Source organism: Paenarthrobacter sp. MSM-2-10-13, assembly GCF_011605365.1.
Taxonomy (GTDB): domain Bacteria; phylum Actinomycetota; class Actinomycetes; order Actinomycetales; family Micrococcaceae; genus Arthrobacter.
Genome location: NZ_JAAOXO010000002.1, coordinates 454,536 through 478,478, shown reverse-complemented (window position 1 = coordinate 478,478; position 23,943 = coordinate 454,536). Strand labels below are relative to the sequence as shown.

At 63.6% G+C, this 23,943-nt stretch carries 26 protein-coding genes and 1 pseudogene; 11 read left to right on the top strand and 16 right to left on the bottom strand.

Annotated elements, in window-relative coordinates:
• Window positions 1–29: 29 nt before the first annotated feature.
• Window positions 30–629, top strand: coding sequence for a recombination mediator RecR (gene recR / locus HAV21_RS08080; protein WP_142936756.1), 600 nt, complete (start codon window positions 30–32; stop codon window positions 627–629).
• Window positions 630–665: 36 nt separating this feature from the next.
• On the top strand, window positions 666–1,253 hold the full coding sequence (locus tag HAV21_RS08075; protein ID WP_166841313.1) for a dihydrofolate reductase family protein: 588 nt from the start codon (window positions 666–668) through the stop codon (window positions 1,251–1,253).
• On the opposite strand, the gene HAV21_RS08070 is transcribed toward HAV21_RS08075, so the two are convergent.
• Window positions 1,250–2,338, bottom strand: a complete 1,089-nt coding sequence (locus tag HAV21_RS08070; protein WP_166841312.1) for a hypothetical protein — start codon at window positions 2,336–2,338, stop codon at window positions 1,250–1,252. The genes HAV21_RS08075 and HAV21_RS08070 overlap by 4 nt on opposite strands.
• A gap of 103 nt (window positions 2,339–2,441) precedes the next feature.
• On the opposite strand from HAV21_RS08070, the gene HAV21_RS08065 reads away from it, so the two are divergent.
• Both HAV21_RS08065 and HAV21_RS08060 read left to right on the top strand, forming a co-directional pair.
• Entirely contained in the window at window positions 2,442–2,969 is a 528-nt protein-coding gene (locus HAV21_RS08065; RefSeq protein WP_187697058.1) for a DUF427 domain-containing protein, read from the top strand.
• 144 nt (window positions 2,970–3,113) lie between these two features.
• Window positions 3,114–4,460, top strand: a complete 1,347-nt coding sequence (locus tag HAV21_RS08060) for an aspartate kinase (RefSeq protein WP_142936760.1) — start codon at window positions 3,114–3,116, stop codon at window positions 4,458–4,460.
• A 72-nt stretch (window positions 4,461–4,532) separates the two neighbouring features.
• Here the strand turns inward: HAV21_RS08060 and HAV21_RS08055 are convergent, their stop codons facing one another.
• Entirely contained in the window at window positions 4,533–5,129 is a 597-nt protein-coding gene (locus tag HAV21_RS08055; protein WP_142936761.1) for a TetR/AcrR family transcriptional regulator, read from the bottom strand.
• Window positions 5,130–5,238: 109 nt separating this feature from the next.
• On the opposite strand from HAV21_RS08055, the gene HAV21_RS08050 reads away from it, so the two are divergent.
• A complete protein-coding gene (locus tag HAV21_RS08050) occupies window positions 5,239–7,734 on the top strand; it encodes a glycoside hydrolase family 3 C-terminal domain-containing protein (protein WP_166841311.1) in 2,496 nt (831 codons plus the stop codon).
• Between the two features lie 155 nt (window positions 7,735–7,889).
• Window positions 7,890–8,189, top strand: a complete 300-nt coding sequence (locus HAV21_RS08045) for a DUF4193 domain-containing protein (protein ID WP_142936764.1) — start codon at window positions 7,890–7,892, stop codon at window positions 8,187–8,189.
• A gap of 117 nt (window positions 8,190–8,306) precedes the next feature.
• Here HAV21_RS08045 and HAV21_RS08040 read toward each other — a convergent pair.
• The 13 genes and pseudogenes from HAV21_RS08040 to HAV21_RS07980 form a co-directional block, all read right to left on the bottom strand.
• Window positions 8,307–8,579 (bottom strand): annotated as a pseudogene (locus tag HAV21_RS08040) (LapA family protein); the annotation flags it as partial.
• 192 nt (window positions 8,580–8,771) lie between these two features.
• On the bottom strand, window positions 8,772–9,002 hold the full coding sequence (locus tag HAV21_RS08035) for a hypothetical protein (RefSeq protein WP_166841310.1): 231 nt from the start codon (window positions 9,000–9,002) through the stop codon (window positions 8,772–8,774).
• Window positions 9,003–9,114: 112 nt separating this feature from the next.
• Window positions 9,115–9,795 carry an SDR family oxidoreductase gene (locus tag HAV21_RS08030; protein ID WP_166841309.1) on the bottom strand — a complete coding sequence of 227 codons (681 nt, stop codon included), beginning with the start codon at window positions 9,793–9,795 and terminating at the stop codon, window positions 9,115–9,117.
• A complete protein-coding gene (locus HAV21_RS08025; RefSeq protein ID WP_166841308.1) occupies window positions 9,795–11,282 on the bottom strand; it encodes an NAD-dependent succinate-semialdehyde dehydrogenase in 1,488 nt (495 codons plus the stop codon). The genes HAV21_RS08030 and HAV21_RS08025 overlap by 1 nt, the downstream gene beginning before the upstream one ends.
• A 12-nt stretch (window positions 11,283–11,294) precedes the next feature.
• On the bottom strand, window positions 11,295–12,482 hold the full coding sequence (locus tag HAV21_RS08020; RefSeq protein ID WP_166841307.1) for an iron-containing alcohol dehydrogenase: 1,188 nt from the start codon (window positions 12,480–12,482) through the stop codon (window positions 11,295–11,297).
• A gap of 5 nt (window positions 12,483–12,487) precedes the next feature.
• Window positions 12,488–13,474, bottom strand: coding sequence for an NAD(P)-dependent oxidoreductase (locus HAV21_RS08015; protein WP_166841306.1), 987 nt, complete (start codon window positions 13,472–13,474; stop codon window positions 12,488–12,490).
• 27 nt (window positions 13,475–13,501) lie between these two features.
• Window positions 13,502–15,016, bottom strand: a complete 1,515-nt coding sequence (locus HAV21_RS08010) for an aldehyde dehydrogenase (RefSeq protein WP_166841305.1) — start codon at window positions 15,014–15,016, stop codon at window positions 13,502–13,504.
• A gap of 10 nt (window positions 15,017–15,026) precedes the next feature.
• Window positions 15,027–16,130 carry a mandelate racemase/muconate lactonizing enzyme family protein gene (locus tag HAV21_RS08005; RefSeq protein WP_166841304.1) on the bottom strand — a complete coding sequence of 368 codons (1,104 nt, stop codon included), beginning with the start codon at window positions 16,128–16,130 and terminating at the stop codon, window positions 15,027–15,029.
• Window positions 16,131–16,135: 5 nt separating this feature from the next.
• Complete coding sequence (gene fae / locus HAV21_RS08000) at window positions 16,136–16,645, bottom strand: formaldehyde-activating enzyme (RefSeq protein ID WP_166841303.1); 510 nt, start codon at window positions 16,643–16,645, stop codon at window positions 16,136–16,138.
• Between the two features lie 2 nt (window positions 16,646–16,647).
• Window positions 16,648–17,583 (bottom strand): glycine betaine ABC transporter substrate-binding protein, encoded by a 936-nt coding sequence (locus HAV21_RS07995; protein WP_166841302.1) that lies wholly within the window; start codon window positions 17,581–17,583, stop codon window positions 16,648–16,650.
• 30 nt (window positions 17,584–17,613) lie between these two features.
• Window positions 17,614–18,399, bottom strand: coding sequence for an ABC transporter permease (locus HAV21_RS07990; RefSeq protein WP_166841301.1), 786 nt, complete (start codon window positions 18,397–18,399; stop codon window positions 17,614–17,616).
• Window positions 18,396–19,412: an ABC transporter ATP-binding protein gene (locus HAV21_RS07985; protein WP_166841300.1), complete on the bottom strand. Its 1,017-nt coding sequence runs from the start codon at window positions 19,410–19,412 to the stop codon at window positions 18,396–18,398. Before HAV21_RS07985 ends, HAV21_RS07990 begins: the two co-directional genes overlap by 4 nt.
• Entirely contained in the window at window positions 19,405–20,118 is a 714-nt protein-coding gene (locus HAV21_RS07980) for an ABC transporter permease (RefSeq protein ID WP_166841381.1), read from the bottom strand. Before HAV21_RS07980 ends, HAV21_RS07985 begins: the two co-directional genes overlap by 8 nt.
• A 94-nt stretch (window positions 20,119–20,212) precedes the next feature.
• Here HAV21_RS07980 and HAV21_RS07975 point away from each other — a divergent pair, with 94 nt between their 5' ends.
• Window positions 20,213–21,118 (top strand): IclR family transcriptional regulator, encoded by a 906-nt coding sequence (locus HAV21_RS07975; protein WP_166841299.1) that lies wholly within the window; start codon window positions 20,213–20,215, stop codon window positions 21,116–21,118.
• A 7-nt stretch (window positions 21,119–21,125) separates the two neighbouring features.
• Here HAV21_RS07975 and HAV21_RS07970 read toward each other — a convergent pair whose 3' ends face one another.
• Complete coding sequence (locus HAV21_RS07970; RefSeq protein ID WP_142936766.1) at window positions 21,126–21,350, bottom strand: hypothetical protein; 225 nt, start codon at window positions 21,348–21,350, stop codon at window positions 21,126–21,128.
• Between the two features lie 116 nt (window positions 21,351–21,466).
• Here HAV21_RS07970 and HAV21_RS07965 point away from each other — a divergent pair, with 116 nt between their 5' ends.
• The 4 genes from HAV21_RS07965 to HAV21_RS07950 all read left to right on the top strand — a co-directional run bounded on the left by HAV21_RS07965 (window position 21,467) and on the right by HAV21_RS07950 (window position 23,941).
• The gene (locus tag HAV21_RS07965; RefSeq protein ID WP_166841298.1) at window positions 21,467–21,934 is read left to right on the top strand and encodes a MarR family transcriptional regulator; all 468 of its coding nucleotides are present in this window, start codon (window positions 21,467–21,469) and stop codon (window positions 21,932–21,934) included.
• 111 nt (window positions 21,935–22,045) lie between these two features.
• A complete protein-coding gene (locus HAV21_RS07960) occupies window positions 22,046–22,567 on the top strand; it encodes an SSI family serine proteinase inhibitor (protein WP_166841297.1) in 522 nt (173 codons plus the stop codon).
• The gene (locus HAV21_RS07955) at window positions 22,554–23,492 is read left to right on the top strand and encodes a 3-methyladenine DNA glycosylase (protein WP_166841296.1); all 939 of its coding nucleotides are present in this window, start codon (window positions 22,554–22,556) and stop codon (window positions 23,490–23,492) included. The genes HAV21_RS07960 and HAV21_RS07955 overlap by 14 nt, the downstream gene beginning before the upstream one ends.
• A 29-nt stretch (window positions 23,493–23,521) precedes the next feature.
• Window positions 23,522–23,941, top strand: coding sequence for a serine protease inhibitor (locus HAV21_RS07950; protein ID WP_166841295.1), 420 nt, complete (start codon window positions 23,522–23,524; stop codon window positions 23,939–23,941).
• Window positions 23,942–23,943 lie beyond the last annotated feature (2 nt).

Below are 23,943 nucleotides of genomic sequence, written 5' to 3'. Positions count from 1 at the left end.
AGCATTGATTTCAACCTAACGAGGACATTGTGTACGAAGGTGCAGTTCAAGAGCTGATTGATGAGCTCGGCCGGCTTCCCGGTGTGGGCCCCAAATCAGCGCAGCGCCTGGCGTTCCACATTCTTGAGGCCGATCCTGAGGATATGAAGCGCTTGGTCACGGCCATCACCACGGTCAAGGAACGGGTGAAGTTCTGCACCGTGTGCTTTAACGTGACCGAGCAGGAAACGTGCAATATCTGCCGCGACCAGCGTCGTGATCCGTCGGTCATCTGCGTCGTGGAAGAGTCCAAGGACGTCCTGGCCGTTGAGCGCACGCGGTCCTTCCGCGGCCGTTATCACGTGCTGGGCGGGGCAATTAATCCCATCGCAGGCGTCGGTCCGGAGCAGTTGCGCATTCGTGAACTCCTCACGCGCCTCAACGACGGCGCCATCCAGGAAATCATCATCGCCACGGACCCCAACCTTGAGGGCGAAGCTACAGCCACTTACCTTGCCCGCATGCTCAAGTCGATAGGCATCACCGTGACTCGGCTGGCCTCCGGCCTTCCCGTAGGCGGGGACCTGGAGTACGCGGACGAAGTCACGCTCGGCAGGGCGTTCGAGGGCAGGCGCAACGCGCTGTTGTAGTCTCGCAGTCACAACATCAACCGTGATTGGGGTCCCGTGCGAGAACTTGTGTACTACGTTGCTGTGAGCCTGGACGGCTATATTGCCGGCCCTGGAGGCGAGTTTGACGCGTTTCCGGTGGAGGGCGACCACATGGCCGCCTTGAATGCGCGGTTCTCAGATGCCATTCCCACTGCGATTGCCGACGCCTTTGGCATCGAACGCACCGGGACCATGTTCGACACCGTGGTGATGGGCTGGAATACCTACGCGGTGGGCCTGCCGGTGGGCATGACAAGCCCGTATCAGCATCTGCAGCAGGTGGTTTTCTCGCGGACCCGGACTGGGGCAGACATTCCTGGCGAGCACCCGAACCTGACGTTGACGTCCGAGGACCCGGTGGAAGTGGTGCGCCGGTTGAAATCCGAGCCGGGGAACTCCATCTGGCTGTGCGGCGGTGGCACGTTGGCCACCCGGCTTTCCGGGGAGATCGACAGGCTGGTGCTCAAACGCAACCCGCTCCTCTTTGGCGACGGCATCCCGCTGTTTGCGCCCGGCGCCTATCAGCCCAGCGCCTTCGATGAGGTTTCGACGACGGCGTTCGGCTCGGGCGTGGTGGTTTCCGAGTACGTGCGACGGGGCTAGCCGGAACGCGGACTAGTTCGCAGCCTCCTCGCAGCCAGCCAGCGTCCCGGAACCAGCACCAGCGCGGCCGTGAGTGCCTGCAGCACCAAGCCTGTCAGCGCCACTGGCATGGACGGCGCACGGTTGGTGCTTGATTCTCCGCGGAGGCACGGCACTTCACGGGATGGCCCGTCGGAAGCCCACTGCAGTCCGGACATCACCCAGCCCAGCGCGTTATCCGGGGGCACCATGTCGGCGCCGATGCTCCCCAGAAGGAGGGCCGGGTTGGCTGTGGCAAGCCACACGACCCGGTCCGTGTGGGCAACCTCAACCGGTTGAAGCTCGCCCACACATTCGTAGGCAATGACCCGCCCCGCACCGTCCCGCTCCACATTCACCGGTACTGACGCCTGGTCCATTCCGGTGGTGCCAGGAAGCAGCAGGGCCGTGACAACAACGTTGCCTAAGCAGAGGAATGCCACCACTACGGCGGCCAACGCCGCACCCGGCGCCGCCGTGGCAAAGCACGTCCGTGCACCTGCACCGATCAGCCCGAACACGGCTACTTCGAGGACAATCACCACGACGGCGGCACCGGTCAGCGCGGTCGGCCCACCAACGCTGCTGCCCACCGCGAGCAAGACGCCACCGGCCAGCGCAGCCAACGCCATCCCTCGCATGGCCCCTGACAGCAGAAGAACGGGTACGCGCCCATGGGAATGACGGAAGCCCCACATCGCGCCCAACACGGCGGCGGCAAGTGCCAGGAACACCGCCGTGATCAGGTAGATGGCGCTTGGAACCCTGACGTCGAACCACCCATTGGCTTCCCCTACCGCAATCACAGCGGCAGCTGATCCCCAAGCGGCCGCAATCCCCAAGGCGCAGGCCACCCAGAACCTCCACGAGGTAAAAGATGTCCGGGCGCTGTGCCATGCAACGGCCAAGTCTGTCCCGAACTGCGGGGCGGGTCTGCCCGGAGACCCAGTCCTTGGACTGGTGCGATCAAAGCCGGAGGGCTGATCGTCGATCACGCCGCCGATCACTTCGTATTCGGGTTCATGGGTTGGACCCGGACCGCGTGGGCGGTCAGGAACGCCGGCCATTGCCTCTCGCACTCCTCATGAATGGATGGTACGCCGGGCACGCTGCCACGGATACGCCCAAAACTTCACGGGGAGATCCCAGCCAAGCGTGCCACTATGGGACATGGTCTCCAGTCGCAGTGTTTCCGGCGTCTTCCGGCGCCCCCGTCCCATCAAGCCGGCCCCCGGTCAGGAATCGGTGTGGGACTATCCGCGCCCGCCCCGGGTTGAGCCGCGTGCCGAGCGGGTTGTGGTGCGGCTGGGAGGTCAGGTGATCGTAGACACCACCGATGCTGTGAGGGTGTTGGAAACCAGCCATCCTCCTGTCTATTACGTGCCGTTGGATGCCTTCCCGGAAGGTGTTCTTATTCCTGTTGGGGGCACCACATTCTGCGAATTCAAGGGGCAGGCGAGCTATTTCACTATCGCTGCCGGCGGGACGGTTGTTGAGCGCGGCGGTTGGACGTACCCACACCCGACCCGGGGCTTCGAGGCCCTGAGCACACGGGTGGCCCTGTATCCGGAAAACATGGAAGCCTGCACGGTGGACGGTGAGCAGGTGACGTTCCAGGAAGGCGGCTTTTATGGCGGCTGGATCACCCGGCAGATTGTGGGCCCGTTCAAGGGCGGTCCGGGCACGGCCGGATGGTAGAGGGATGGGGTGGCCGCTATGTGGTCACAATTCCTACCAGCCCTGCACACGGCGATAAACTGGGCAAATAAGCTACGCAGGCGTGCTCAAATTTGGATTTGGCAGGCCGCGTTCGAACCCTATTGATGCAGTGAGGGTGCGCGCATGACTATGCCCACTACCGAAGTGAAGATCGACGAGCTCTCCAACGAGGCTGCCATTACCAAGCAGCTGATCGTTCAAAAGTTCGGCGGTTCCTCGGTTGCCGATGCTGATGGCATCAAGCGGGTCGCTCAGCGCGTCGTGGACGCGCAGAAGGCCGGCAACGAGGTCGTGGTTGTTGTTTCCGCAATGGGCGACACCACTGATGAACTCCTGGACCTTGCAAGCCAGGTCACCGACTCGGCTCCAGCCCGTGAAATGGACATGCTGTTGTCCGCCGGTGAGCGAATTTCCATGGCCTTGCTCGCCATGGCCATCAACAAGTTCGGTGCCTCCGCGCAGTCCTTCACGGGCTCCCAGGCCGGCATGATTACCGACGGCATCCACGGCAAGGCGCGAATTATCGACGTCGATCCTCACCGCATCCGCACCGCCCTGGACAAGGGTCACATTGCGATCGTGGCAGGTTTCCAGGGCATGAGCCGCATCACCAACGAGATCACCACCTTGGGCCGCGGTGGCTCGGACACCACCGCTGTTGCCTTGGCTGCGGCTCTCGAAGCTGACGTCTGCGAAATATACACGGATGTGGACGGCATTTACACCGCCGACCCCCGCGTCGTCAGCAGCGCCCAGAAGATCGAACGTATCTCCAGCGAGGAAATGCTGGAGTTGGCCGCTTCCGGTGCCAAGATCCTGCACCTGCGTTGCGTGGAGTACGCCCGCCGTTTCGGTGTGCCCCTGCACGTCCGCTCGTCATTCAGCCAGAACGAAGGCACCTGGGTCATCCCCGGCGCCGACGAAAAGTTCACTATTCAAGAGGGAGTTGCCTTGGAGCAGCCAATCATCTCCGGCGTTGCACACGACCGGTCCGAAGCCAAGGTCACTGTGGTGGGCGTACCGGACATCCCCGGCAAGGCAGCTGCAATCTTCCAGGTGATCGCAGATGCGCACTCGAACATCGACATGATCGTCCAGAACGTCTCCACCCACGGCACCGGCCGCACGGACATCTCGTTCACCCTTCCCATTGTTGAAGGTGCGGACGCCCTGGCCGCCCTGCGCGCCGCCGAGGGCCAGATCGGCTTCGAGAGCATCGAATACAACGAGCACGTGGGCAAGCTCTCCCTCATTGGTGCAGGCATGCGCTCACACCCCGGCGTTTCGGCCACGTTCTTCAAGGCCCTCTCTGACGCCGGCATCAACATTGACATGATCTCCACCTCGGAAATCCGTATCTCCGTGGTTACCAGCGCTGACGCCTTGGATGATGCCGTGCGCGCCATCCACAATGCGTTCGAGCTCGACGGCGACGCTGAGGCTACCGTCTACGGCGGCACCGGCCGCTAGCATCACCACGGGCATCGCCCCCAAGTAAGTAGCAGATAAGGCCGTTCTGAGCTCTCAGAACGGCCTTATCTGCTACCCAGTTGGGTGCGAGGGGGCCAGCAACACGTCGGTGAGCTGCCGCAGTCCTTCGGCCATGTCCACGGACTTGTCATAGAGCCACTGCAACTGCAAGCCGTCGAAGGCAGCCACCACCAGCCGCGCAAGAGCTTCAGCGCCGACGTCGGTGCGTACCTCGCCGGACGACTGGCGCCGTTCGATGTCGGCAGCAATGCCCCGAATCACGGTCTCGTAGCGGTCCTTGAAGTACGCGTGGGAGTCGTGCCCTGGGTCATTGGCAGTTGCCGAGGCAACCGCGTAGAGGGTAGTCAGCCCCGGCTCCCGCTCGTTCCGCTCGGCGATGCCCGGCATAAGGGCCAGCCCCACCTCGGATTCGCCGCCAAGGGCCAGGGAGCGACGATCCCGTTCGGCCAGGACGGCAGTGAGAAGTTCCTGCTTCCCTTTGAAGTAGTGGAACAGCGTTGCTTCCTTGACGCCCACCAGCTCGGCGACGCGTTTGAGGGCTGTTCCCTCAAAGCCTTCGGTGGCAAAGACGTCCGTGGCGGTCTGAATGATCTGTTCGCGGCGTTCCGCTCCCTTGGCGTATTGGCCGCGGGCCCTCGAAGTTGGCATTGGCTCAGTCTATTTCAGGGGCACTTGAGCTAAAAACCTAGTCACACTAGATTTTAGCGGTTAGAGTTCTAGGTAGACCCAACGACGGGCATAGAAGGAGCAGCCACCCATGAATCCCACACTCGCAGCTGCCGTCACGGCACCGCAGGCCGGATCCCCGGACGCCGAAGCGAAGATCCGTGAACTCGCCACGAGTCTGTCCCTTGAGCAGCAGGTCCAATTGCTGACCGGAGCGGACGTCTGGTCCACCCACGCCATCCCGGAGATCGGCCTGTCCCGCATTGTGATGTCCGACGGCCCGGCAGGCGTCCGCGGCGAAGACTTCGATGAGCGCCACGACTCAGTCTCCTTGCCGTCGTCGTCCGCCTTGTCCGCCACCTGGAGCGTGGAAACCGCCCACCGCTACGGCCAGATCCTGGGCCAGGAGGCCCGCCGCAAAGGCGTCCACGCAGTCCTGGGCCCCACCATCAACCTGCACCGCTCACCGCTGGGCGGCCGCCACTTCGAGTGCATGAGCGAGGATCCACGGCTCACCGCCACCATGGCCGCCGGGTACGTTTCCGGCGTCCAGTCCATGGGTGTGGGCGCCACCCCCAAGCACTACCTCGCCAATGAGGCTGAGACCGAGCGCTTCACCGCAGACTCCGTAGTGGACGAGCGCCCGCTCCGCGAGCTCTACCTCGCCGCCTTCGAGGACGCGATCACCGAGGCCCGCGCCTGGTTGGTGATGAGTTCCTACAACTCCATCAACGGCACCACCGCCAGTGAGAACAAGCTGTTGGAAACGCCACTGTCCACCGAGTGGGGCTTCGACGGCGTGGTGGTGTCCGACTGGACCGGCGTACGTTCCGTGGACGCCGCTAACGCCCACCAGGACCTGGAAATGCCGGGACCGGTGGGGCACTGGGGACCCAAGCTGCTGGCCGCCGTCAATGATGGCCGCGTGAGCCGTGAAGCCATCCTGGAGAAGGTCACCCGCATCCTGCGCCTGGCGGCCCGCGTCGGTTCACTCGAGGGATTCGCGCCCGCAGTCACCCAAGTCCCCACACAACTTGACGGTGCCGCCGTCGCCCGTGAAGTAGCCGTCCGCGGCGCCGTGCTGGTCCGCAATAAGGGGCTCCTGCCTCTGGATGCCAAAATGCTAAGCAGCGTGGCCGTGATCGGCCACAACGCTGACGAAGCCCGCACCCAGGGCGGCGGCAGCGCCACGGTGATGCCCAAGTACACCGTCTCACCGTTGGAGGGGCTGCGGAAGGCACTGCCCGACGACGTCACGGTCGCCTACGCGCGCGGCGCCAAGGTTGCCGAGGGCATCCAGCCATTCCCCCGCGCGTCCCTGCATAATCCCGCCTCCGACGTCCCCGGAATCCGCGTGACCTTCCTAGCGGCTGACGGCTCGGAGATTTCCGGCGAAGACCGCTTGGCCTCGCACCTGATTTGGTTCGGCATCGGAATTCCCGACGGCGCGGCCTCCATCCGCATGGAAGCGGACTGGACAGCAGAAACAGCAGGTGTCCACCACCTTGGCGTCGGCACAGTGGGCCGGATCCGCTATGTCCTGGACGGCACGGAAGTCTTCAACAGCGAGCTTGAGGACGATACCGAAGTCTTGGGTGCGGCGCTGTTCGATCCGCCCAAAACCGTTCACGCGATCGAAACCACGGCGGGCCAGACGGTCCGCATCGAAGCCGAGTACCAACTGCCAGCGGAACAGATCATCCCGTTCACTGCCATCCTGCTGGGCGAGGAAACCATCGTCACGGACCCGCAGGCGGAAATCGACGCCGCCGTCGAAGCGGCCCGCACGTCCGACGTCGCCGTGGTGGTGGTGGGCACCAACGCCGCCATCGAATCCGAAGGCTTCGACCGCAAAGACCTGAACCTTCCGGGTTACCAAAACCAATTGGTCGACGCCGTTGCCGCAGCCAACCCGCGCACTGTTGTGGTGGTCAACTCGGGCTCCCCGGTACTGATGCCCTGGCTGGTCACGGTGGACGCGGTCCTGCTGGGCTGGTTTGGAGGGCAGGAATTCGGCAACGCAATCGCGGACATCCTCCTGGGTGCCGAAGAGCCGGGTGGACGCCTGCCCACCACCTGGCCTGCCGCATTGGAAGATGTCCCCGTACTGAACACCACGCCAGTTGAGGGAAAGGTGGTCTATTCCGAGGGCATCCACATCGGTTACCGGGCATGGTTGAAGCAGGAAGCCGAAGGCGGGGCCGCTCCGGCACTCCCCTTCGGTTATGGCCTTGGCTACACCACGTTCGAGCTCGGCAAAGCCCACGCACCCCAGGCGGTGACCGCCGGTAAGGACGTCGTAGTGCACGTCCCCGTCAAGAACACCGGCACCCGCACCGGGCGGGAAGTAGTCCAGGTTTACCTGGAACGCCCCGAATCCGGCGTGGAGAGGCCTGTGCGCTGGCTTGCCGGTTACGCCGGAACCCACCTGGCAGCTAACGGAACCGAGAGTGTGGAAATAAGCATCCCGGCCAAGGCGTTTGCACATTACGACGCCGGCTGGCAGTTTGAGCGGGGTACGTTCCGGTTGTTGGTTGGTCGCCACGCGGCGGACCAATTCCAATCATTGGACATCGAACTCCGGTAACAGATGGGCGAAATCACGCTTGGTGGCGGGTTTTTCTGCCCGTCACCCACGTGGTTTTCGCCACAAGCCGCATAACTGGGGTATGGTATGGAATTTTCGTGGCATGCTGTACGTTGCATACCCGGTAACCCCCTAACACGAAGAGGCATTAAAAAGTGGCAGCCGATTACGACGAACTCCGTACCGATGTAAAAGAGAACCAGGAGCAGTCCCTCCAGGCTCTCCAGTCCGCCAGTGCCCCCACGGCCAAGAGTGTCGTGCTTGAACTGGACGAAACCGATGGCCTCGACGCCAGCGGCCCCGGCGGCGAAATCGTCGCCGAAGAACTGGTCATCCAGGTCATCCCGCAGGCAAATGACGAGTTCACTTGTCACTCCTGCTTCCTGGTTCGCCACCGTTCGCAGATCGCCCGCGAAAAAGATGGCGTCGCCTACTGCACTGACTGCGAAGGCTAAGACGACCCACCACCCCGGCGGACCTAGAACGTCAGGGAGTGCCGCCGTCGGGATTAAATTGCGGAAGGACCGGAGCAAGCGCTCCGGTCCTTCCGCAGTTAACGCAGCTAACAGGTCCTAAGGGGCCATGCCGGGCCCACTCACGGCCTTTTTCCGGCGGTGGTTGCTCATCCTCAGCTGAAGGATGCGCGCACCTCCCGCCAGCGCCACCAGGACGCCGCCACCCACAGCCGCTATGAACAGCGTGGTGCCGAGTGCGAGCGTCCCTTGCAACCCGAAGAACCTGACCGTGATCATGTCCTGGTTTTGGACGAAGAACACGATCAACATCACCAGAACCACCAGGCCAACAGCTACTGCCACCCACAAGGCGGCGGTGCGGGTTGGTCTTGCTGCATCGTCTTGGAAACTCATTGATGGCCCCCTCTGAATGCCGGCACCTACGTGTTACCCACATAATAAGGATGCTGACTAGTTGCTCAACAGTTGCACGGTGAACCGATCAGGGTCAAGGTGGCAGCCGTTCTGAAAATGAGGAAGGGCCGGAGTTCGCGGTCCGGCCCTTCGGCATCTCACGCCTCCCTAGAGGCTGTAGTCAGTGGTGGTTGGGCCGGGATCATTGTTCCGGACTGCGTAGTGATGGCCCTCAGAGTCGGTCTCGACGTCGAAGTTCTTCAGATCCGCCTCGGAAGCGGTCTCGAAATCATCGTGCCTGTGCACCACGGGGCTGTCCGTATCGCCGTGGGTTGCCGGTCCAAAAACGGACTGCAGCCGCTCGGTCACGTGGACGAAGCCTTCCATTCTGCGTCCCATGTTTTCCACCTCCTTTCTTACCGGAGAGCGAAAAAGCGGCAGGGCTGGTGCGTGCCGCCCGTGTGCCAATTTTACGCCCGCCGTCGGGAAAAGGCTCTGGCGGGGATTCGCTCTAGAACGCCTGGCCGGTCGCCCGGACCATGACTTCTGAAACGTCGACGCCGGGTGGCTGGGTCAGCGCCCACAGCATGGTCCCGGCCACGGACTCGGGCGGAATGAAGGCATCCGGCGCCTCCGTCCACAGCGGCGTGTCGACGTGGCCAGGCGCAATGTGCAGTACCCTCACTCCGGTCCCCACGAGTTGCTGACGGAGCGACTCCGCGTAACCGGTGACGGCCCATTTCGTGGCGGTGTACAGGTTCCCGGGGTAGACCTTACGTCCTGCCGTGCTGCCGATCAGCACCATGTGACCGCGGTTCTCCAGAAGGTGCGGCAGTGCCGCCTTCGCCAGGATCGCCGGGCCATAGACGTTGGTGAGCACCATGTCTCGCCAACGGTCCGGATCGCCGTCGGCGAGGTCGCCGGCCGCGGAGAACCCGGCGTTTGCCACGGCCACGTCGATCTTGCCAAGGAACTGGTGCGCTGCGGACACGGCAGCACGGGTCTGCTCCCAATCACCGGCGTCTGCAACCACACCACTCACGGGCCCCAACCCGACGCAGGAGTTTAGGAACTCCGCGAGCCTCCCGGGATCACGCCCAGTGGTGAACACGGAGTGACCGGCTCGCAGGGACTCCCTGACCAGGGCGGCACCAATCCCGCTGGTACCGCCCGTCACCAGTAAACGAAGCATCAGGAGGGGTCCGCGATGCCGATGTAGCGGGTCTCCAGGAATTCCTCGATTCCCTCGGTGCCACCCTCGCGGCCCAGGCCTGATTGCTTCACGCCGCCGAAGGGTGCCGCGGGGTTGGACACGATGCCCGTGTTGAGTCCGAACATTCCCACGTCCACTTTCTCGGACAGCCGGATGCCGCGGTTCAGGTCCCGCGTGTAGGCGTAGGCCACCAAGCCGTACTCGGTGTCATTGGCCAGTGCGATTGCCTCTGCCTCGGTACTGAAGCTGACAACCGGTGCCACCGGGCCGAAGACCTCTTCGTGCAGGATCCGGGCATCGCCCGGGACATCAACCAAGACAGTGGGTGGGTAAAAGTGCCCCTCTCCCTCAGCCGGAGCCCCGCCGGTCAGGACAGTCGCGCCGCGGTCAACGGCATCCCTGACCAACTCGTCCACCTTCGCGCGGCTCTTTGCATCAATCAGCGGCCCGATGTTGGTGCCTTCAGCGGAGCCTCGCCCCAACACCAAAGAAGACATCCGTTCAGTCAAACGCCGGCTGAACTCCGATGCCAGGGTTTCGTGAACGATGAACCGGTTCGCCGCCGTGCAGGCCTCCCCCATGTTCCGGAGCTTGGCCACCATGGCGCCATCAATCGCTGCATCCAGGTCCGCATCCTCGAAGACCAGGAACGGAGCGTTGCCGCCCAGTTCCATGGACGTCCGGAGCACCTGGTGCGCCGAGTCCGCAATGAGCTGCTGTCCCACACCGGTTGATCCGGTGAACGAGAGCTTGCGCAGGCGGCTGTCCCGGATGAGCGGACCCGTGACGTCCGCCGGGCGGGTGGTGGGAATGACGTTCAGGACGCCTGCGGGAAGGCCTGCTTCCTCCAGGACCTGAGTGAACAACAAGGCCGTCAACGGGGTGAGGTTAGCCGGCTTGAGGACCATGGTGCAGCCCGCGGCAATGGCCGGTGCGATCTTCCGCGTGGCCATGGCCAAGGGGAAGTTCCACGGCGTGATGAACAAGCATGGGCCCACGGGACGCTTGGTCACCAGCAGGCGGGACTTGCCGTCCGGCGCTGTGGAGTAGCGGCCAGAAACGCGGACGGCTTCCTCGGAGAACCAGCGTAGGAACTCGGCGCCGTAGGCAACTTCGCCGCGGGACTCCGCCAGTGGCTTGCCCATCTCCAGTGTCATCACAAGGGCGAAGTCCTCGGCCCGGGCCGTGACCAGCTCGAAGGCTCGGCGCAGGATTTCGCCACGCTCGCGGGGCGGGGTTGCCGCCCAGGACTCCTGGACCCGGGCAGCAGCTGCCAACGCGCGGTCACCGTCAGCGGGAGACGCGTCAGCGATCCTGGTGAGGACAGCGCCGGTAGAGGGGTCCTCCACAGCCGAGGTCCCGCCGTCGGAAGAGTCTGTCCATTGGCCATCGATGTAGAGCTGCGTGGGCAGGGACTCAACGAACGCCCGCTCGGCGCCGGGTAGAGCGTCAGTGTCAAGAGTCATGGTGTTGTCCACTTAAAGAGCTTTCTCGAGGATCGTACGGATTTCGACGGCGGTGGGCGGGACCGGAGTGTTGTTGATGACGGCGTCGGCCAGAGTGTCTTCAACCAAGGAATCGAGATCGGCCTCGGTCACACCGAAGTCGGCCAGCCGGGCAGTCATTCCAACCTCCCGTGCCAGCTCAGCAACGGCGACGACGGCGGCCTCCGCGTTTTGCTCGATGCTCGCCGCGGTGTCACCAACCCCAAGCGCAAAAGCCAGGCGCGCTGTCCGGTCCAGCCGGTTCCTGAGGTTGAGGCGAAGCACATCCTCAATCACCAAGCACAGCGCCAGTCCGTGCGGAATGTTGAAGCGGCCTCCCAGCGGGTGGGCTATCGCGTGGACCAGGCCGAGACCGGTGTGCGAAAAGCCGACTCCGGCGATATGCGACGCCAGGAGGAGCTGTGAACGGGCCTCGATATCGTTGCCGTCGGCCACTGCGCGGGGCAGGAACTCGGCCACCATGGAGACCACTTGGAGGGCAATGCCATCGGAGTAGGGGTTCTGCCGGACGGAGGAGTAGGACTCGATGGCGTGCGTGAGCGCGTCCATGCCGGTGGCCGCGGTGGCTTTCGGCGGAAGCCCGAGGGTCAGTTCAGGGTCCAGCACGGCTGCCTTGGGCAGTGCCGATTCGTGGCCCACGTAGAATTTCCGGTGCGCGTCAACGTCCGTGACCACACCGAAGGCGTTGACCTCTGCACCGGTGCCGGCAGTGGTAGGGACGGCAACAATGGGCAGCGCCGGGTTCTCGAAATGGTTGCTGTAGTCCAGCCCCGCTCCCCTGGCCGGATTCACGGCACCCAGCGAGATTCCTTTCGCTGCGTCCATGGACGATCCCCCGCCCACAGGGACCAGGACATCAACTCCGGAAGCTGCGGCTTGGTCCGAGCCGGCATCCACGCATGTGGTGGTGGGGTTGGGCGTCACTCCGTCGAACACGCTGACGGAGAGCCCGGCAGCTTCCAAGGAAGTCCGGACCGCCGCCACAACTTCGGTGGTGGCAAGGAACGGGTCAGTGACGATCAGGGCTGACCTCGCGCCGAGGGCAGCGACAATCCCGCCGATCTCAACCACGCGGCCCCGCCCAAAATAGGCGGTGGGCTTCGGATCGAGCGTCAGCTCCGTCGACGCCAGCTCGGCGTGGATCTGCATACGTGTCTGCATGGTGGTCAAGCTCCTTCTGCTGCGATGCCGTATGCCTGTGCGGGCGTCCGCAACTGCTCGCCAATGGCGTCTTCGTAAAGTTTCACGGGGGTCATCTCGCCGGCTTTGTCGCCGTAGAGCGCCTTGGCCCGGCGGTAGAGCTGCTCCACCAGGCCGGACAACTCCATGGGCACACCCACCGAGCGGGCCAGGTCCACGGACAAGCCAAGGTCCTTGCAGGCCAAGGCGATCGCGAAGCCTTCGTCGTAGTCGCCGTGGTTGAGGATGGACAGGACGTCGTTCTGCACAAAATTGGAGTTTGCCGGGCTGGCGATGAGTGCCTGCCGCAGGACTTCCAGGTCCACGCCCGCCTTGACGCCTGTGCTCAGCACTTCCGCGGTGGCTACCAGGTGCGAAAACCACAGCTGGTTGATCATGAGCTTCACCGCGTAACCGGCACCGTGGCCGCCTACGTGCAGGATCCGTTCGGGGTCGCCCATCGCTTCGAACACGGGACGGAGGCGTTCGACGTCGGCCGTCTCGCCGCCGATGAAGATCTGCAGCATCCCGTTCGCGGCGCCCACGGACATGCCGCTGACCGGTGCATCCAGGACGCGGATGCCACGGGCAGCCCCGGCCTCGCGAACCCGGTTGGCCACCTCCGGAACCGAGGTGGACATGTCCACCCACGTGCCGCCGTCGGGCATTCCGTTCAAGAGCCCACCGGGACCCATGGCGACGGTTTCCACATGCTTGGGCGTGGGGAGCATGGTGATGACGACGTCGGAGCCGGCGGCGACTGCCGCTGCATCATCCGCCCACTCTGCGCCGTTGGCGAGGAGGTCGGCGGCGGATTCCTTGCGGACGTCGTTGACGATCAGCTGGAAGCCGGCGGCTTGGAGGTTGCGTGTCATGCCCGAGCCCATGTTGCCGAGGCCGATGAACCCGATGCGGGCGGTGCCGGGCGTGAGGGGTTGTGTTTCCGTGGCGGAAACGTGCGTTGTTGCAGTCATGTCGAGTCTCAATTCAGGCTGGGTGGTTCAGTCGTCCAGGGCGGCGTCGCCGAGGTTGATCCAGGTTGTTTTCAGTGCGGAGTAGGCGTCCAAGGCATGCAGTGAACGGTCCCTGCCGAACCCTGATTCTTTGAACCCGCCGAAGGGAGTGATGATGTCCGCGACGTCGAAGGTGTTCACCCAGACGGTACCGGCGCGCAGTTCGCGGGCGGCGGTGTGTGCCTTGGTGATGTCCTGCGTCCACACGCTGGCGGCCAGGCCGTACTTGGTGTCGTTGGCCATCCGGATGCCCTCGGCCGCGCCACGGAAGGTACTCACTGCCAGGACCGGCCCGAAGATCTCCTCCTGGCCGATGCGGCCGGCGTTGTTGACCCGGTCCAGGACCGTGGGCTCCAGGTAGTAGCCCTGTTCGACGCCGGCAGGGTGGACCTGGGTGCCGCCGCTGGCCACTGCGATGCCCTCGTCTTCTGCGACGGCGTAGTAACCGAGGATGCTCTCAAGCTGCCGGTCGTCGATGATCGCGCCGATCTGGGTGGCAGGATCCAGTGGGTCGCCGAGCTGCAGCGAGCGCCCAACCTTGATGACCTCTTCCAGCAACTCGTCGTGGACGCGTTCGTCCACCAGGAGCCGGGACCCGCCGTGGCAGGTCTGGCCCGCGTTGTAGAAAATCCCCCAGGCCACGGCCGAGGCACACGCGGCGATGTCTCCGACGTCGTGAAGAACCACCTGCGGCGACTTGCCGCCGAGCTCCAGCGCCACCTGTTTGCCGTTCGATTCGGAGGCGTAGCGCTGGAAGTACCGGCCAACTTCCGGCGATCCCGTGAAGGTGATCTTGTCCACGAGTTCGTGCCGGCCCAGGGCGGCGCCCGCAACGTGACCGAGGCCGGGGACAACGTTGAACACACCGTCCGGCACGCCTGCCTGAGTGGCGAGTTCGGCCAGGCGAAGCGCAGTGAGGCTGGTCTGTTCCGAGGGCTTGAGGACCACCGAGTTCCCGGCCGCGAGGGCAGGAGCCACCTTCCAGGCCGTGATGATCAGCGGGTAGTTCCACGGAACCACGGCGCCGATCACGCCAAGCGGCTCCCTCGAGATGACCGCCAGGGCGTTCCGCGGGGTGGGTGCGACGTCGTCGTAGACCTTGTCCAAAGCCTCCGCGTACCAGCGGAAGGTCCGGGCGCAGCTGGGGACATCGACGGCGAGCGCGTCGCTGATCGGGTGGCCAGCATCCGTGGACTCCAGGAGTGCGAGTTCCTCGAGGTTTTCCAGGATGAGGTCCGAGAGCCGGGTGAGGACAGCTTGCCGGTGGCGGCGGTCCGTCCGTGACCATAGTCCGCTTTCGAAAGCACGGTGCGCGGCCTGGACGGCGTCGTCCACGTCCTGTTCCCCCGCTGCCGCTATGTGAGCGGTGATGGAACCGTCCCTCGGGGAGACTGTCGGAAAGGTTTCGCCACCTTGCGCGTCACGGAAACCGCCGTCGATGTACAGTCCCGTGGCCGGCTGCTGTGCGGCCGCCCTTTGGATCCACTCTTGCTTGCTTGTCATGGCGGGTTCCTTAGACCGAGTACTTCTTGACGGCGTCGTAGTCGATGACGGCGCCCAGGCCCGGCAGGTCGGGGACGCGGAGCGCACCGTCGTCGTCGATGTCCAGGGGCTCCATGAAGAAGTCGCGGCGCTCCGGGGTCCAGCCCGGCGGGTCATAGGGGAATTCCAAGTATGGCCCCGCGTCCACGCCTGCGGCTACGTGCAGGTTGGCCAGCAAGCCCAAGCCGTTGCTCCACGTGTGCGGTGTGAAGAAGCGGTGCTTCAGGTTTGCCGTTTCGGCCACTTGGCGGGCGCGGTACATGCCAACTGCCAGGGCGACGTCGGGCTGGTAGATGTCGTAGGCGTCGGCTTCGATGAGGGCCATCATTTCCGGCATGCTGCGGACCATCTCGCCGCCCGAGACCTGGATGCCGGTCTGCTCACGCACGCGCTGTGCGCCCTTGATATCGGCCTGCGGAAGTGGTTCCTCGAGCCAGCGGACATCCAGTTCAGCCAGCTGGGCTGCGAGTCGGTGGACTTTGGCGAGTTCCAGGGCCGGCTCGATGTCGCCGCTCATGCGCCACATCTGGTTGAGGTCCACCATCAGGTCGAAGTCCTTGCCCACGGCTTCCCTCGCAGCGCGGACGGACTCCACGCCTTCGTCCAGGTGGTCGCGGGAAATACGGATCTTCATGGCCTTGAAACCACGGTCCTTGGCAGCAAGCGCTGACTCAGCCCGGGCTGCCGGGGCTTTCAGTTCGCCGGAGGAGGCATAGGCCACCAGGCGGTCCTGTGCTCCGCCGAAGAGTGTGGCCACCGGGAGTCCGGCAACTTTGCCGATGATGTCCCAGAGTGCTGCTTCGAGGGGCCAGTAGCGGCCGCCGTGGAAGTTGATGGTCTCGATCCGGCGGACCTGGTTGAGGATGGCCATGGGGTCGGTCCCAATGAACAAGTGCTCGTAGGCTTCGAAGCCGTCCATGGTGTCGCCGGATCCTACGCCGGTGATGCCTTCGTCGGTTTCCACCTCCACCAGGGTTGCAGGGAAGGAGGTGCGGGGTTCCGGGTCCCAAGCGGCGTTGAACGGCGGGTCCAGCGGCAGGACCATGCGGGTCAGCCGGATTGCGGTGATCTTCATTGCTGTCAGCCTCGCGGAGTGAAGAAGGGGTTGGACGGGGAGTTGCGTGCCTCGATCACTTCTACCGTGGACGGGAGGTTCTTGACCCCGTTCTCCAAAGCAGTCCGGACCGACTCACGGTTATTGCGGTATACGGCGTCGTCGTCGTCCGCGTTGGGGTTCACCCAGACGGCGGCGATCAGCGCGTGTGAATCGGCCTGTTCGTTGGTCAGGATGCCATCGGCCACTGCGTCAGCGACGCCCGCCGCGATTCCAGCCTGCGCGGCGCCCCAGATGAGGTTGCCGTGCTGGTCATTGGCCGGCGCCGCCTTAGTGACGAAGAGCGTCAGTGGCTTCACAGGGAGTGAGGGCCGGAGGACGGCGACGAATGGAACGTGACCAGTACTCGGTGATGCCAGGGCAGTTGCCCAGGCAGTTCCGGCGGGACCACTCCGGTGTCCGATGACAGTATTGACGTGCGCTGCGTTGACGCCGTCCCCAATGAAGGACTCGCCGATTTGGAGTTGTTCAGTCATTGTCAGATCAGTCCTTCGGATTCGAGCCATTCCTTGGCGATGTCTTCCGGGTCGTCGCCGTCCACGTCAGCCTTGGCGTTCAGCTGCTGCATGACCTCGGTGGTGAGCTTGGGCGAGACCTGGGCCATGATGTCCGCGATGGCCGGGTACTTGGCGAGGATGTCTGCCTTGATGGTCAGGGCACCCTGGTAGATCGGGAAGAAGTTCTTGTCGTCTTCCATGACCTGGAGCTTCAGTGCGGGAATGCGGCCGTCCGTTTCGAAGACTTCGCCGAAGTTGCAGTCCTGGCCCTTTTGGGTGGCGGTGTAGATGACGCCGGTATCCAGCATGGAAACCTTGGCATCCGGGCTCAGTCCGTACTCTTTGCGCAGTCCCGGCCAGCCGTCGTCGCGGGTTGAGAATTCACTTTCCACGCAGAAGGTCTGCTCGCTGGCAGGAAGCTTGGCCACGTCCGAGAGGCTCTTGATGCCGAGTTCCTTGGCCTTATCCTCGCGGATGGCGAATGCGTAAGTGTTGTTCAGCGGTGCGGGGTCCAGCCAGGCAATGCCCTTCTTGGCGTCGGCATCCTTGACGGCCTTGAACATCTCCGTTTTGTCCTTGATGGGCGTGGTCTGCTTGTTGTAGGTGATCCAGGATGTCCCGGTGTACTCCCAGTAGCCGGCGAACTGGCCGGTCTCGAAAGCCGTGCGGACGTTGGCAGAGCCCACCACGCTGGTGTTGGTGGTGGTGTCTGCGCCGTGGGCGTTCAGGACCTGGCTGGTGATGTGGGACAGGATGAACTGCTCGGAGAAGTCCTTGGCACCGAACACGCCGGTGAGGCCTTCGAGTTCGTTGCTTCCGGCTCCGCTTGAAGTGGAGGAGGCCGAGCCGCCGCAGGCTGTGAGGCTGAGGGCCACGGCTACGCAGGTGGCCAGGAGGGTCATTGCAGGTTTCTTCATGATGAAAGTCCTTTGGGGAAGTAGGAAAAGTCAGATGCCTTTGGGCTTGAGCAGGTCTTCTGCGAGGCCTGCCAGCCAATCGATGGTGAGGGCGATGCAGGAGACCACCACGGCTCCGGTGATGAGGACGGGCCAGCGCTGGAGTTTCAGGCCGTTGACGATCATGTCGCCCAAGCCGCCGGCGTTGATGAACGTGGCAACTGTGGCGACGCCGACACAGAAGACCAGCGCGGTCCTTAGTCCGGCAATGATCACGGGCACGGCCAAGGGAAGTTCGATGCGGGCCAACACTTCCAGCGGTCGCATGCCCATGCCCTTGGCCGCTTCCGTGAGGCTGGAGTCAACCTGTTGGAGTCCCACCAGGGTGTTCCGGAGGACAGGAAGGACCGAGTAGGCAACCAGGCCCACCAGTGCCACTTCGAAGCCTGTCTTCCACACGATGGCCAGCAGGATCACCAAGCCGATGGCTGGAGTTGCCTGTCCAACGTTGGCAATCCCGAACACCACCGCGTGGACAGTCTTGGAATGCACCCTGCTCAGTGCAATACCTGCCGGAATGGCAATCAGGGACACGATCGCGGACGCCGTGACAGTCAGCAGGAGGTGTTCCCTGGTCCGATCGGCAAGGTAATCCCAGTTCAGGGTGCGCAACTCAATGGAATCGAGGGTCAGCGAGGAGATCCAGAGGAACAGTGCCAGCAACGCGCCAACGATGATCAGCGGTGTTCCGAACCGTTTGAAGGAGAAGTACTTGCCCTTGCGGTTTGAGGCGGTGCCAAAGGACGTCGCCAGATCCCGCGTTGCCTGCGCAGTCATGGCCGCACTCCCCCGGCAAGGGCTGGCGGGAGGATTTCGGCGCCAAGGACAGCGGAGATTCGTTCGATATCGATCGTTCCTACAGACCTGCCGTTCTGGTCCAGAACCATGACGGGAAGGCCACCGGACAGCACCAAGGCGTCCAGCGCGTCCCGCAGGGAGTCGTCCACACCTATGGTCATGGCGGTTTGTCCCCCGGCCGGACCCAGCGCCGCATGGCCCACAGGGATGAGTCCCAGCCGCTTAAGGGCGGCACCGTGTCCTACGAACTGGGACACGTAATCGTTGGCGGGATTGGCCAGGATGTTCGCGGGGGTGTCGAACTGCTCGATCTGGCTTCGTTCGGACAGCACCGCGATCCTGTCGCCGAGCCGAACCGCTTCATCGAAGTCGTGGGTGACGAACACGATGGTTTTGCTCAGCTTCTCCTGCAGGCGCAGGAATTCGCTTTGCAGCTTTTCCCGGGTTATGGGATCCGTGGCACCGAAAGGTTCGTCCATGAGCATCACGGGCGGATCTGCGGCCAAAGCCCGCGCAACGCCAACACGCTGTTGCTGCCCGCCGGACAGTTGGCGCGGGTAGCGGGATGCGAACGTTCCGGGGTCAAGCTCGACGACGGCCAGCAGCTCTTCGACGCGGTCCCGCGTGCGCTTCTTGTCCCAGCCCAGGAGCTTGGGCACCACCGAGATGTTCTCCGCGATGGTCATGTGCGGGAACAAGCCGATCTGCTGGATGACGTAGCCGATCCGACGGCGCAGTTCGTTGGGGTTCAGCGACAGGACGTCCTCACCGTCGATGGTGATGGAGCCCGAGCTCGGTTCGATGATCCGGTTGATCATCTTCATGGTGGTGGTCTTGCCGCAGCCGGATGGACCAACGAACATGATTAGCTCGCCTGGCGCAATGTCCATGGAGAAGGATTCGACGGCGGGAATCACCTGACCGGAGTAGGTCTTGGTGACGTCCTTGAGGACGATCCGGGCGCCGGCGGCCGGGGTTGTTGATTCAGACACGAAGTCCCCTTGAAGTAGTAACGCGGCGGATGAGCACGAATGCGCCATCCAGCAGCAGGGCAAGGATAATGACACCGACGGTTCCGACGACGGCGAAGTTCAGGGCGTTCTTGGACCCCAGGCTCGAGAGGCCTTTGAAGATCATCTCGCCCAGACCGGGACCACCTACGTAGGCAGCGATGGCTGCGATACCCATGGACAGTTGGGCCGAAACACGGACGCCGGTGAGCACTACCGGCCAAGCCATGGGTAGCTGGACCCGGAACAGGGTCTTGACGGCGCCCATCCCCATGCCGAGTGCGGATTCGGACACTGCCGGCGGGACCTCGCGCAGCCCCACCACCGTGTTGCGGATGATGGGGAGCAGCGCGTAGAAGGCCAGCCCCACAACGGTGGGAGTCCAGCCGAGTCCCAGCACAGGGATAAGGAGTGCCAGGAGCGCCATGGACGGAATGGTCAGGCCCACACCGGCGCCGGCGATGGCCATCGAGCGGCTGATGGGCCTGTTCCACACAAGGACACCGACCCCCACACCGATGACCGTTGCTATCAGCAGGGAGACCAAGACAACCACCAGGTGCTGGGCGGCGGATTCGGCAATGTCGGCCGATCTCTTGACGAGGAACTGTCCAAGATCGGACAGAAAGGTGTCGTTCAACGTGATCCTCCTTTTCACTTCATTGGGGGTAAGGATCGGGGCCCACATCTCCGTGAGCCATGACACAACCGTAGAGGTGCGGTTCCCTTTTGCGCAATGAATGTTGTTGAAATGTCAACGCCACTGCCGTTAGGATCGGAGCGTGACCGGAACAACCAAGGAGCCAGCCGTGAACGGAACACCCACCCCCAGGCGCAATTCCTCGGGCCTGCGCAGGGATTTGGAACTGCTGGAAATTCTGGGCTCCCCGGAGGCAGTGGCCGGAGGGGGACTCGGAGTAAACAAGGTTGCCGAGATCACAGGGCGGGACAAAGCCCAAGTGTCCCGGACACTTGCCACACTGGCGGAAGCGGGCTTGGTCAGCAGGGACCCGGAAAGCCTGCTCTACACCCTCGGGCACAGCCTCTACGCCCTGGCCGCCCGGACCACCGAGGCTCGGATGGTTAGCGCAGCGGCGCAATACCTCAAGCGAGTATCGGCGGCTACGCACGAAACAACGCACCTTTGCGTGCTGCGCGGCGGCACCGTCCTGACCCTCAAGAGTGAAATGTCCAATCACACCTATAGGGCGCTGGGCTGGGAAGGCGTCAGCGTGGACGCCTGGAGCACATCAGCCGGCAGGGTACTCGTCAGCGACTGGGACGACGCCGCCTTGAAGGATTGGTATGACACGCATACCGCCGAAGCCAAGGCCGGGGTGCGGCCTGATCGGCAGGACCTCTCGCCCTTGGCGCTTCAAGCGGGCCAAAGCCCGTCAACAGGGGACCTCACGTCCAAGATCCAAACGTTCGAGGACCTTCGCGCCGAGATCAACCTCATCCGACGGCAGGGCTATGCGGTGGTGGACGAAGAGTTCGAACTGGGCGTAGTGGGCGTCTCAGCACCCGTTTACGACTTCAAGCAACGCGTCGTTGCAGCCTTCAATGTCAGCGCACCCAAGCAGAGGTTTGGACGGCACTTGGATCAAGCAGGGATACTGGCCGCGAAGGTTGCCCGGGACTTTTCCGTGGCCCTCGGCGCTTCAGCCAACGCCGAAATCCGTCGCTGAGACGGGTTTACCGCAGCGACTTGTCCTCCGGGTTACGGGGCACCACGTAGGTGCTGCCATCGGGACGGCGGAGGGTTTCCCATTGCTGCGTCTCGGCTTGGCGCTGGGCGAGCAACTTCCGGTTGTCCTCGGTCATCTCATGGTCGAGGGAGCTGCTGTGTGCGGGGCCGAAAATTACCCGGAACTTCCCTGTCGCGCGCATGAATTTCCGTGTAAAGGATTCCTGGGCCACGCGGATCGACTCCTCTTTTAGGCGGTTCAATAAGTACATAGTACGCTAATCATTAGTGCACTAACTAATTGATGAGTGTGCGCTAATAGATCTGGCAGCGAGCACAGGAGGCAGCCATGACAACCACAAAAGAGCCCACTCAGGAGACCGACGACCTCCTCCTCGAACGCCAGCTGTGTTTTGCCCTGACCGTGGCCTCGCGAAGTGTTGTGGGCGTGTACAAGCCTGTGCTGGAACGGCTCGGGCTCACCCATCCCCAGTACTTGGTAATGCTTGCCCTCTGGGAGCGGAGCCCCCGAACGCTGAAGGACATCAGCGACAGCCTCCTCCACGACCCCGCCACCCTCTCCCCGTTGCTTCGCCGCCTGGAGGAAGCCGAACTCATTACCCGCGAGCGCGTTCCGGGCAACGAGCGGGCATTGGCCGTCAAGCTGACAGATAAAGGCGCTGCACTCCGCGATCAGGCCACAGCAGTTCCGGGCGAGATCCGTGAGCGCCTGCAACTCAGCCGCGAAGAAGTGGCTGAACTCCACCAGGCCATGACGGGGTTGATCGCCGCCACCCAACGGCATAACTCGCTTTAACAAACCCGCGCGGCCACTAGCCAAGCACGCTCCCCCGGTGGTCTTCTTGAAGCGAACACGGAAACAGGCACCACTAGTGCCACGTAAAATGGACGCAACCTAGGAGATTCCATGCGCATGCGATTTGTTCGGCCCCTGTTGGCAGTACTGGCCGTCGCCGGCCTCGCCGCATGCTCAGGCACCCCGACACCAGGTTCCACAGGCAGCGCAAGCCAGGCACCGTCGTCGTCGGCCCCCTCCAGCAGCAGTCCCGGCAAGACCGCAACTCCCAGTGCGTCAGCAGCCACCGGCGCGGGCAACGCCGAGCTGTCCATCACGCTTGTCGAAACCCCGGAGTCTGCTCCGCAAACATTTACGCTCGTCTGTAAGGATGGCGCACCGGCGGCCGAAAGCAGCCACCCATCAGGAGCCGAGGCCTGCAGCACCCTCAAGAGCGGCCCCTCCATCCTGAGCCCGGCCCCCACCCGGACGGACCAAGCCTGCACCATGCAGTACGGCGGCCCGGCAACAGCCAAGGTGACCGGTTCAGTGGACGGCAAGGAAGTCAACGCGTCCTTCAAACGCTCGGACGGCTGCCAGATCGCCCTGTGGGACGCCGCGAAGAGCGTCCTCGGATCAGATGGCGGCCTCTAGGCTGCGGCACCTCCCCCAAGAGCAATGGCTCGGGCTGGAGGCAGCCCACCATGCTCGCGTCGCGCAGTACGCCGATCCGTATCTGGCCAGGCGTTCGGCCGGCAAGAAGCACCCCGTGGAGGATTTCCTCTTCACTTACTACACGCAGAAGCCGGGGCAGTTGCAGCGCTGGCACCCCGGACACGGCGTGGTCCTTAGCGGCGAACGCGCCCTTGACCGTGTGGCCTGGAAGTTCTACCGAACGCTCGACGACGGCGAACTCGCCTTAGTGGGGCTGCCTCCAGGCACGCCGGCGGTCACCTTTGATCGCGGCGGCTTCCTGGCCGACCGCGCCGAAGCTGTCCGCTTCGCGGGAATCATCCTCTCGGGAACGGCCAAGCGACCGGCACAATTCGGGTGCTTTGGGCTGCATGAGTGGGCCATGGTGTACCGGCAGGAAAAGTTCGAGCTACGGCACGAATACCTGAAGCTGAGGCTCGGCGGCGAGGGCACTGACTCCGTTGTTGAAGAGAACCGCATCCGTTGCTCGCACTTTGACGCTTTCCGCTTCTACACACCGGACGCCACCGCGTTGAATGAGCTCACGCCCACCCGGGAGAACCAGCGCACCATGGAACAGCCAGGTTGCCTGCACGCCAACATGGACCTCTATAAATGGGCGTACAAGTTGACGCCTGCCCTGCCCAGCGAGCTGGTGATGGACGCTTTCGAGTTGTCGTGGCGGATCCGGGCGATGGATATGCAGGCCTCACCCTACGATCTTGAAGAATGGGGCTACCCACCCATCAGGATTGAGACACCGCAGGGCAAGTCCGAGTACGTTGAATACCAGCGGGCTTTCGCGGCCGAATCCCAGGAGCTGCGGGCCCGTGTGCTCCAGGCAGTAGGGCCGCTCTTGGACGAGCTGAGCGGCTTGGCTGCCTGAGCACCCGCCGCCACCAGCGAAAGGTAACCATGGTTTCCGCTAAAGAGAACGACTCCGCCACCAGCGACCCAAACGACAAAGAATACGACGTCGACCTGACAGTCACGCTGACAGAGGCACCTGATGCTGAGCCGCGGGAGTTCCGCCTGCGTTCCATGAACGGTGTGCTGTCCGCGAACGCCGATTCCGTTGATTCAAATCTGCCCGACGCCACGGCGGCGCTGGCCGCCGTGGAGCAGTTCGGCGAGGAAATCTTCTTTCCCGAACCCAAACCGGACCGAATCTGCACCCAGCAGTACGGTGGGCCGCAGGTAGCGGTTGTGACGGGCTGGTTCCGTGGCCGGAGGGTCCACAGCCAGTTCAGCAGGACCGATGGCTGCGAGATCGCACGTTGGAAAACTCTGGCATCGCTGTTGGGGAACACCGGGGGCTCCACGGGCGCCGTGTAAGT

Coding starts and splice junctions, on each gene's coding strand:
- HAV21_RS08070 (WP_166841312.1), bottom strand. CDS start 2,338: ATGGCCGGCGTTCCTGACCGCCCACGCGGTCCGGGTCCAACCCATGAA.
- HAV21_RS08065 (WP_187697058.1), top strand. CDS start 2,442: ATGGTCTCCAGTCGCAGTGTTTCCGGCGTCTTCCGGCGCCCCCGTCCC.
- HAV21_RS08060 (WP_142936760.1), top strand. CDS start 3,114: ATGACTATGCCCACTACCGAAGTGAAGATCGACGAGCTCTCCAACGAG.
- HAV21_RS08055 (WP_142936761.1), bottom strand. CDS start 5,129: ATGCCAACTTCGAGGGCCCGCGGCCAATACGCCAAGGGAGCGGAACGC.
- HAV21_RS08050 (WP_166841311.1), top strand. CDS start 5,239: ATGAATCCCACACTCGCAGCTGCCGTCACGGCACCGCAGGCCGGATCC.
- HAV21_RS08035 (WP_166841310.1), bottom strand. CDS start 9,002: ATGGGACGCAGAATGGAAGGCTTCGTCCACGTGACCGAGCGGCTGCAG.
- HAV21_RS08030 (WP_166841309.1), bottom strand. CDS start 9,795: ATGCTTCGTTTACTGGTGACGGGCGGTACCAGCGGGATTGGTGCCGCC.
- HAV21_RS08025 (WP_166841308.1), bottom strand. CDS start 11,282: ATGACTCTTGACACTGACGCTCTACCCGGCGCCGAGCGGGCGTTCGTT.
- HAV21_RS08020 (WP_166841307.1), bottom strand. CDS start 12,482: ATGCAGACACGTATGCAGATCCACGCCGAGCTGGCGTCGACGGAGCTG.
- HAV21_RS08015 (WP_166841306.1), bottom strand. CDS start 13,474: ATGACTGCAACAACGCACGTTTCCGCCACGGAAACACAACCCCTCACG.
- HAV21_RS08010 (WP_166841305.1), bottom strand. CDS start 15,016: ATGACAAGCAAGCAAGAGTGGATCCAAAGGGCGGCCGCACAGCAGCCG.
- HAV21_RS08005 (WP_166841304.1), bottom strand. CDS start 16,130: ATGAAGATCACCGCAATCCGGCTGACCCGCATGGTCCTGCCGCTGGAC.
- fae (WP_166841303.1), bottom strand. CDS start 16,645: ATGACTGAACAACTCCAAATCGGCGAGTCCTTCATTGGGGACGGCGTC.
- HAV21_RS07995 (WP_166841302.1), bottom strand. CDS start 17,583: ATGAAGAAACCTGCAATGACCCTCCTGGCCACCTGCGTAGCCGTGGCC.
- HAV21_RS07990 (WP_166841301.1), bottom strand. CDS start 18,399: ATGACTGCGCAGGCAACGCGGGATCTGGCGACGTCCTTTGGCACCGCC.
- HAV21_RS07980 (WP_166841381.1), bottom strand. CDS start 20,118: ATGTGGGCCCCGATCCTTACCCCCAATGAAGTGAAAAGGAGGATCACG.
- HAV21_RS07965 (WP_166841298.1), top strand. CDS start 21,467: ATGACAACCACAAAAGAGCCCACTCAGGAGACCGACGACCTCCTCCTC.
- HAV21_RS07960 (WP_166841297.1), top strand. CDS start 22,046: ATGCGCATGCGATTTGTTCGGCCCCTGTTGGCAGTACTGGCCGTCGCC.
- HAV21_RS07955 (WP_166841296.1), top strand. CDS start 22,554: ATGGCGGCCTCTAGGCTGCGGCACCTCCCCCAAGAGCAATGGCTCGGG.
- HAV21_RS07950 (WP_166841295.1), top strand. CDS start 23,522: ATGGTTTCCGCTAAAGAGAACGACTCCGCCACCAGCGACCCAAACGAC.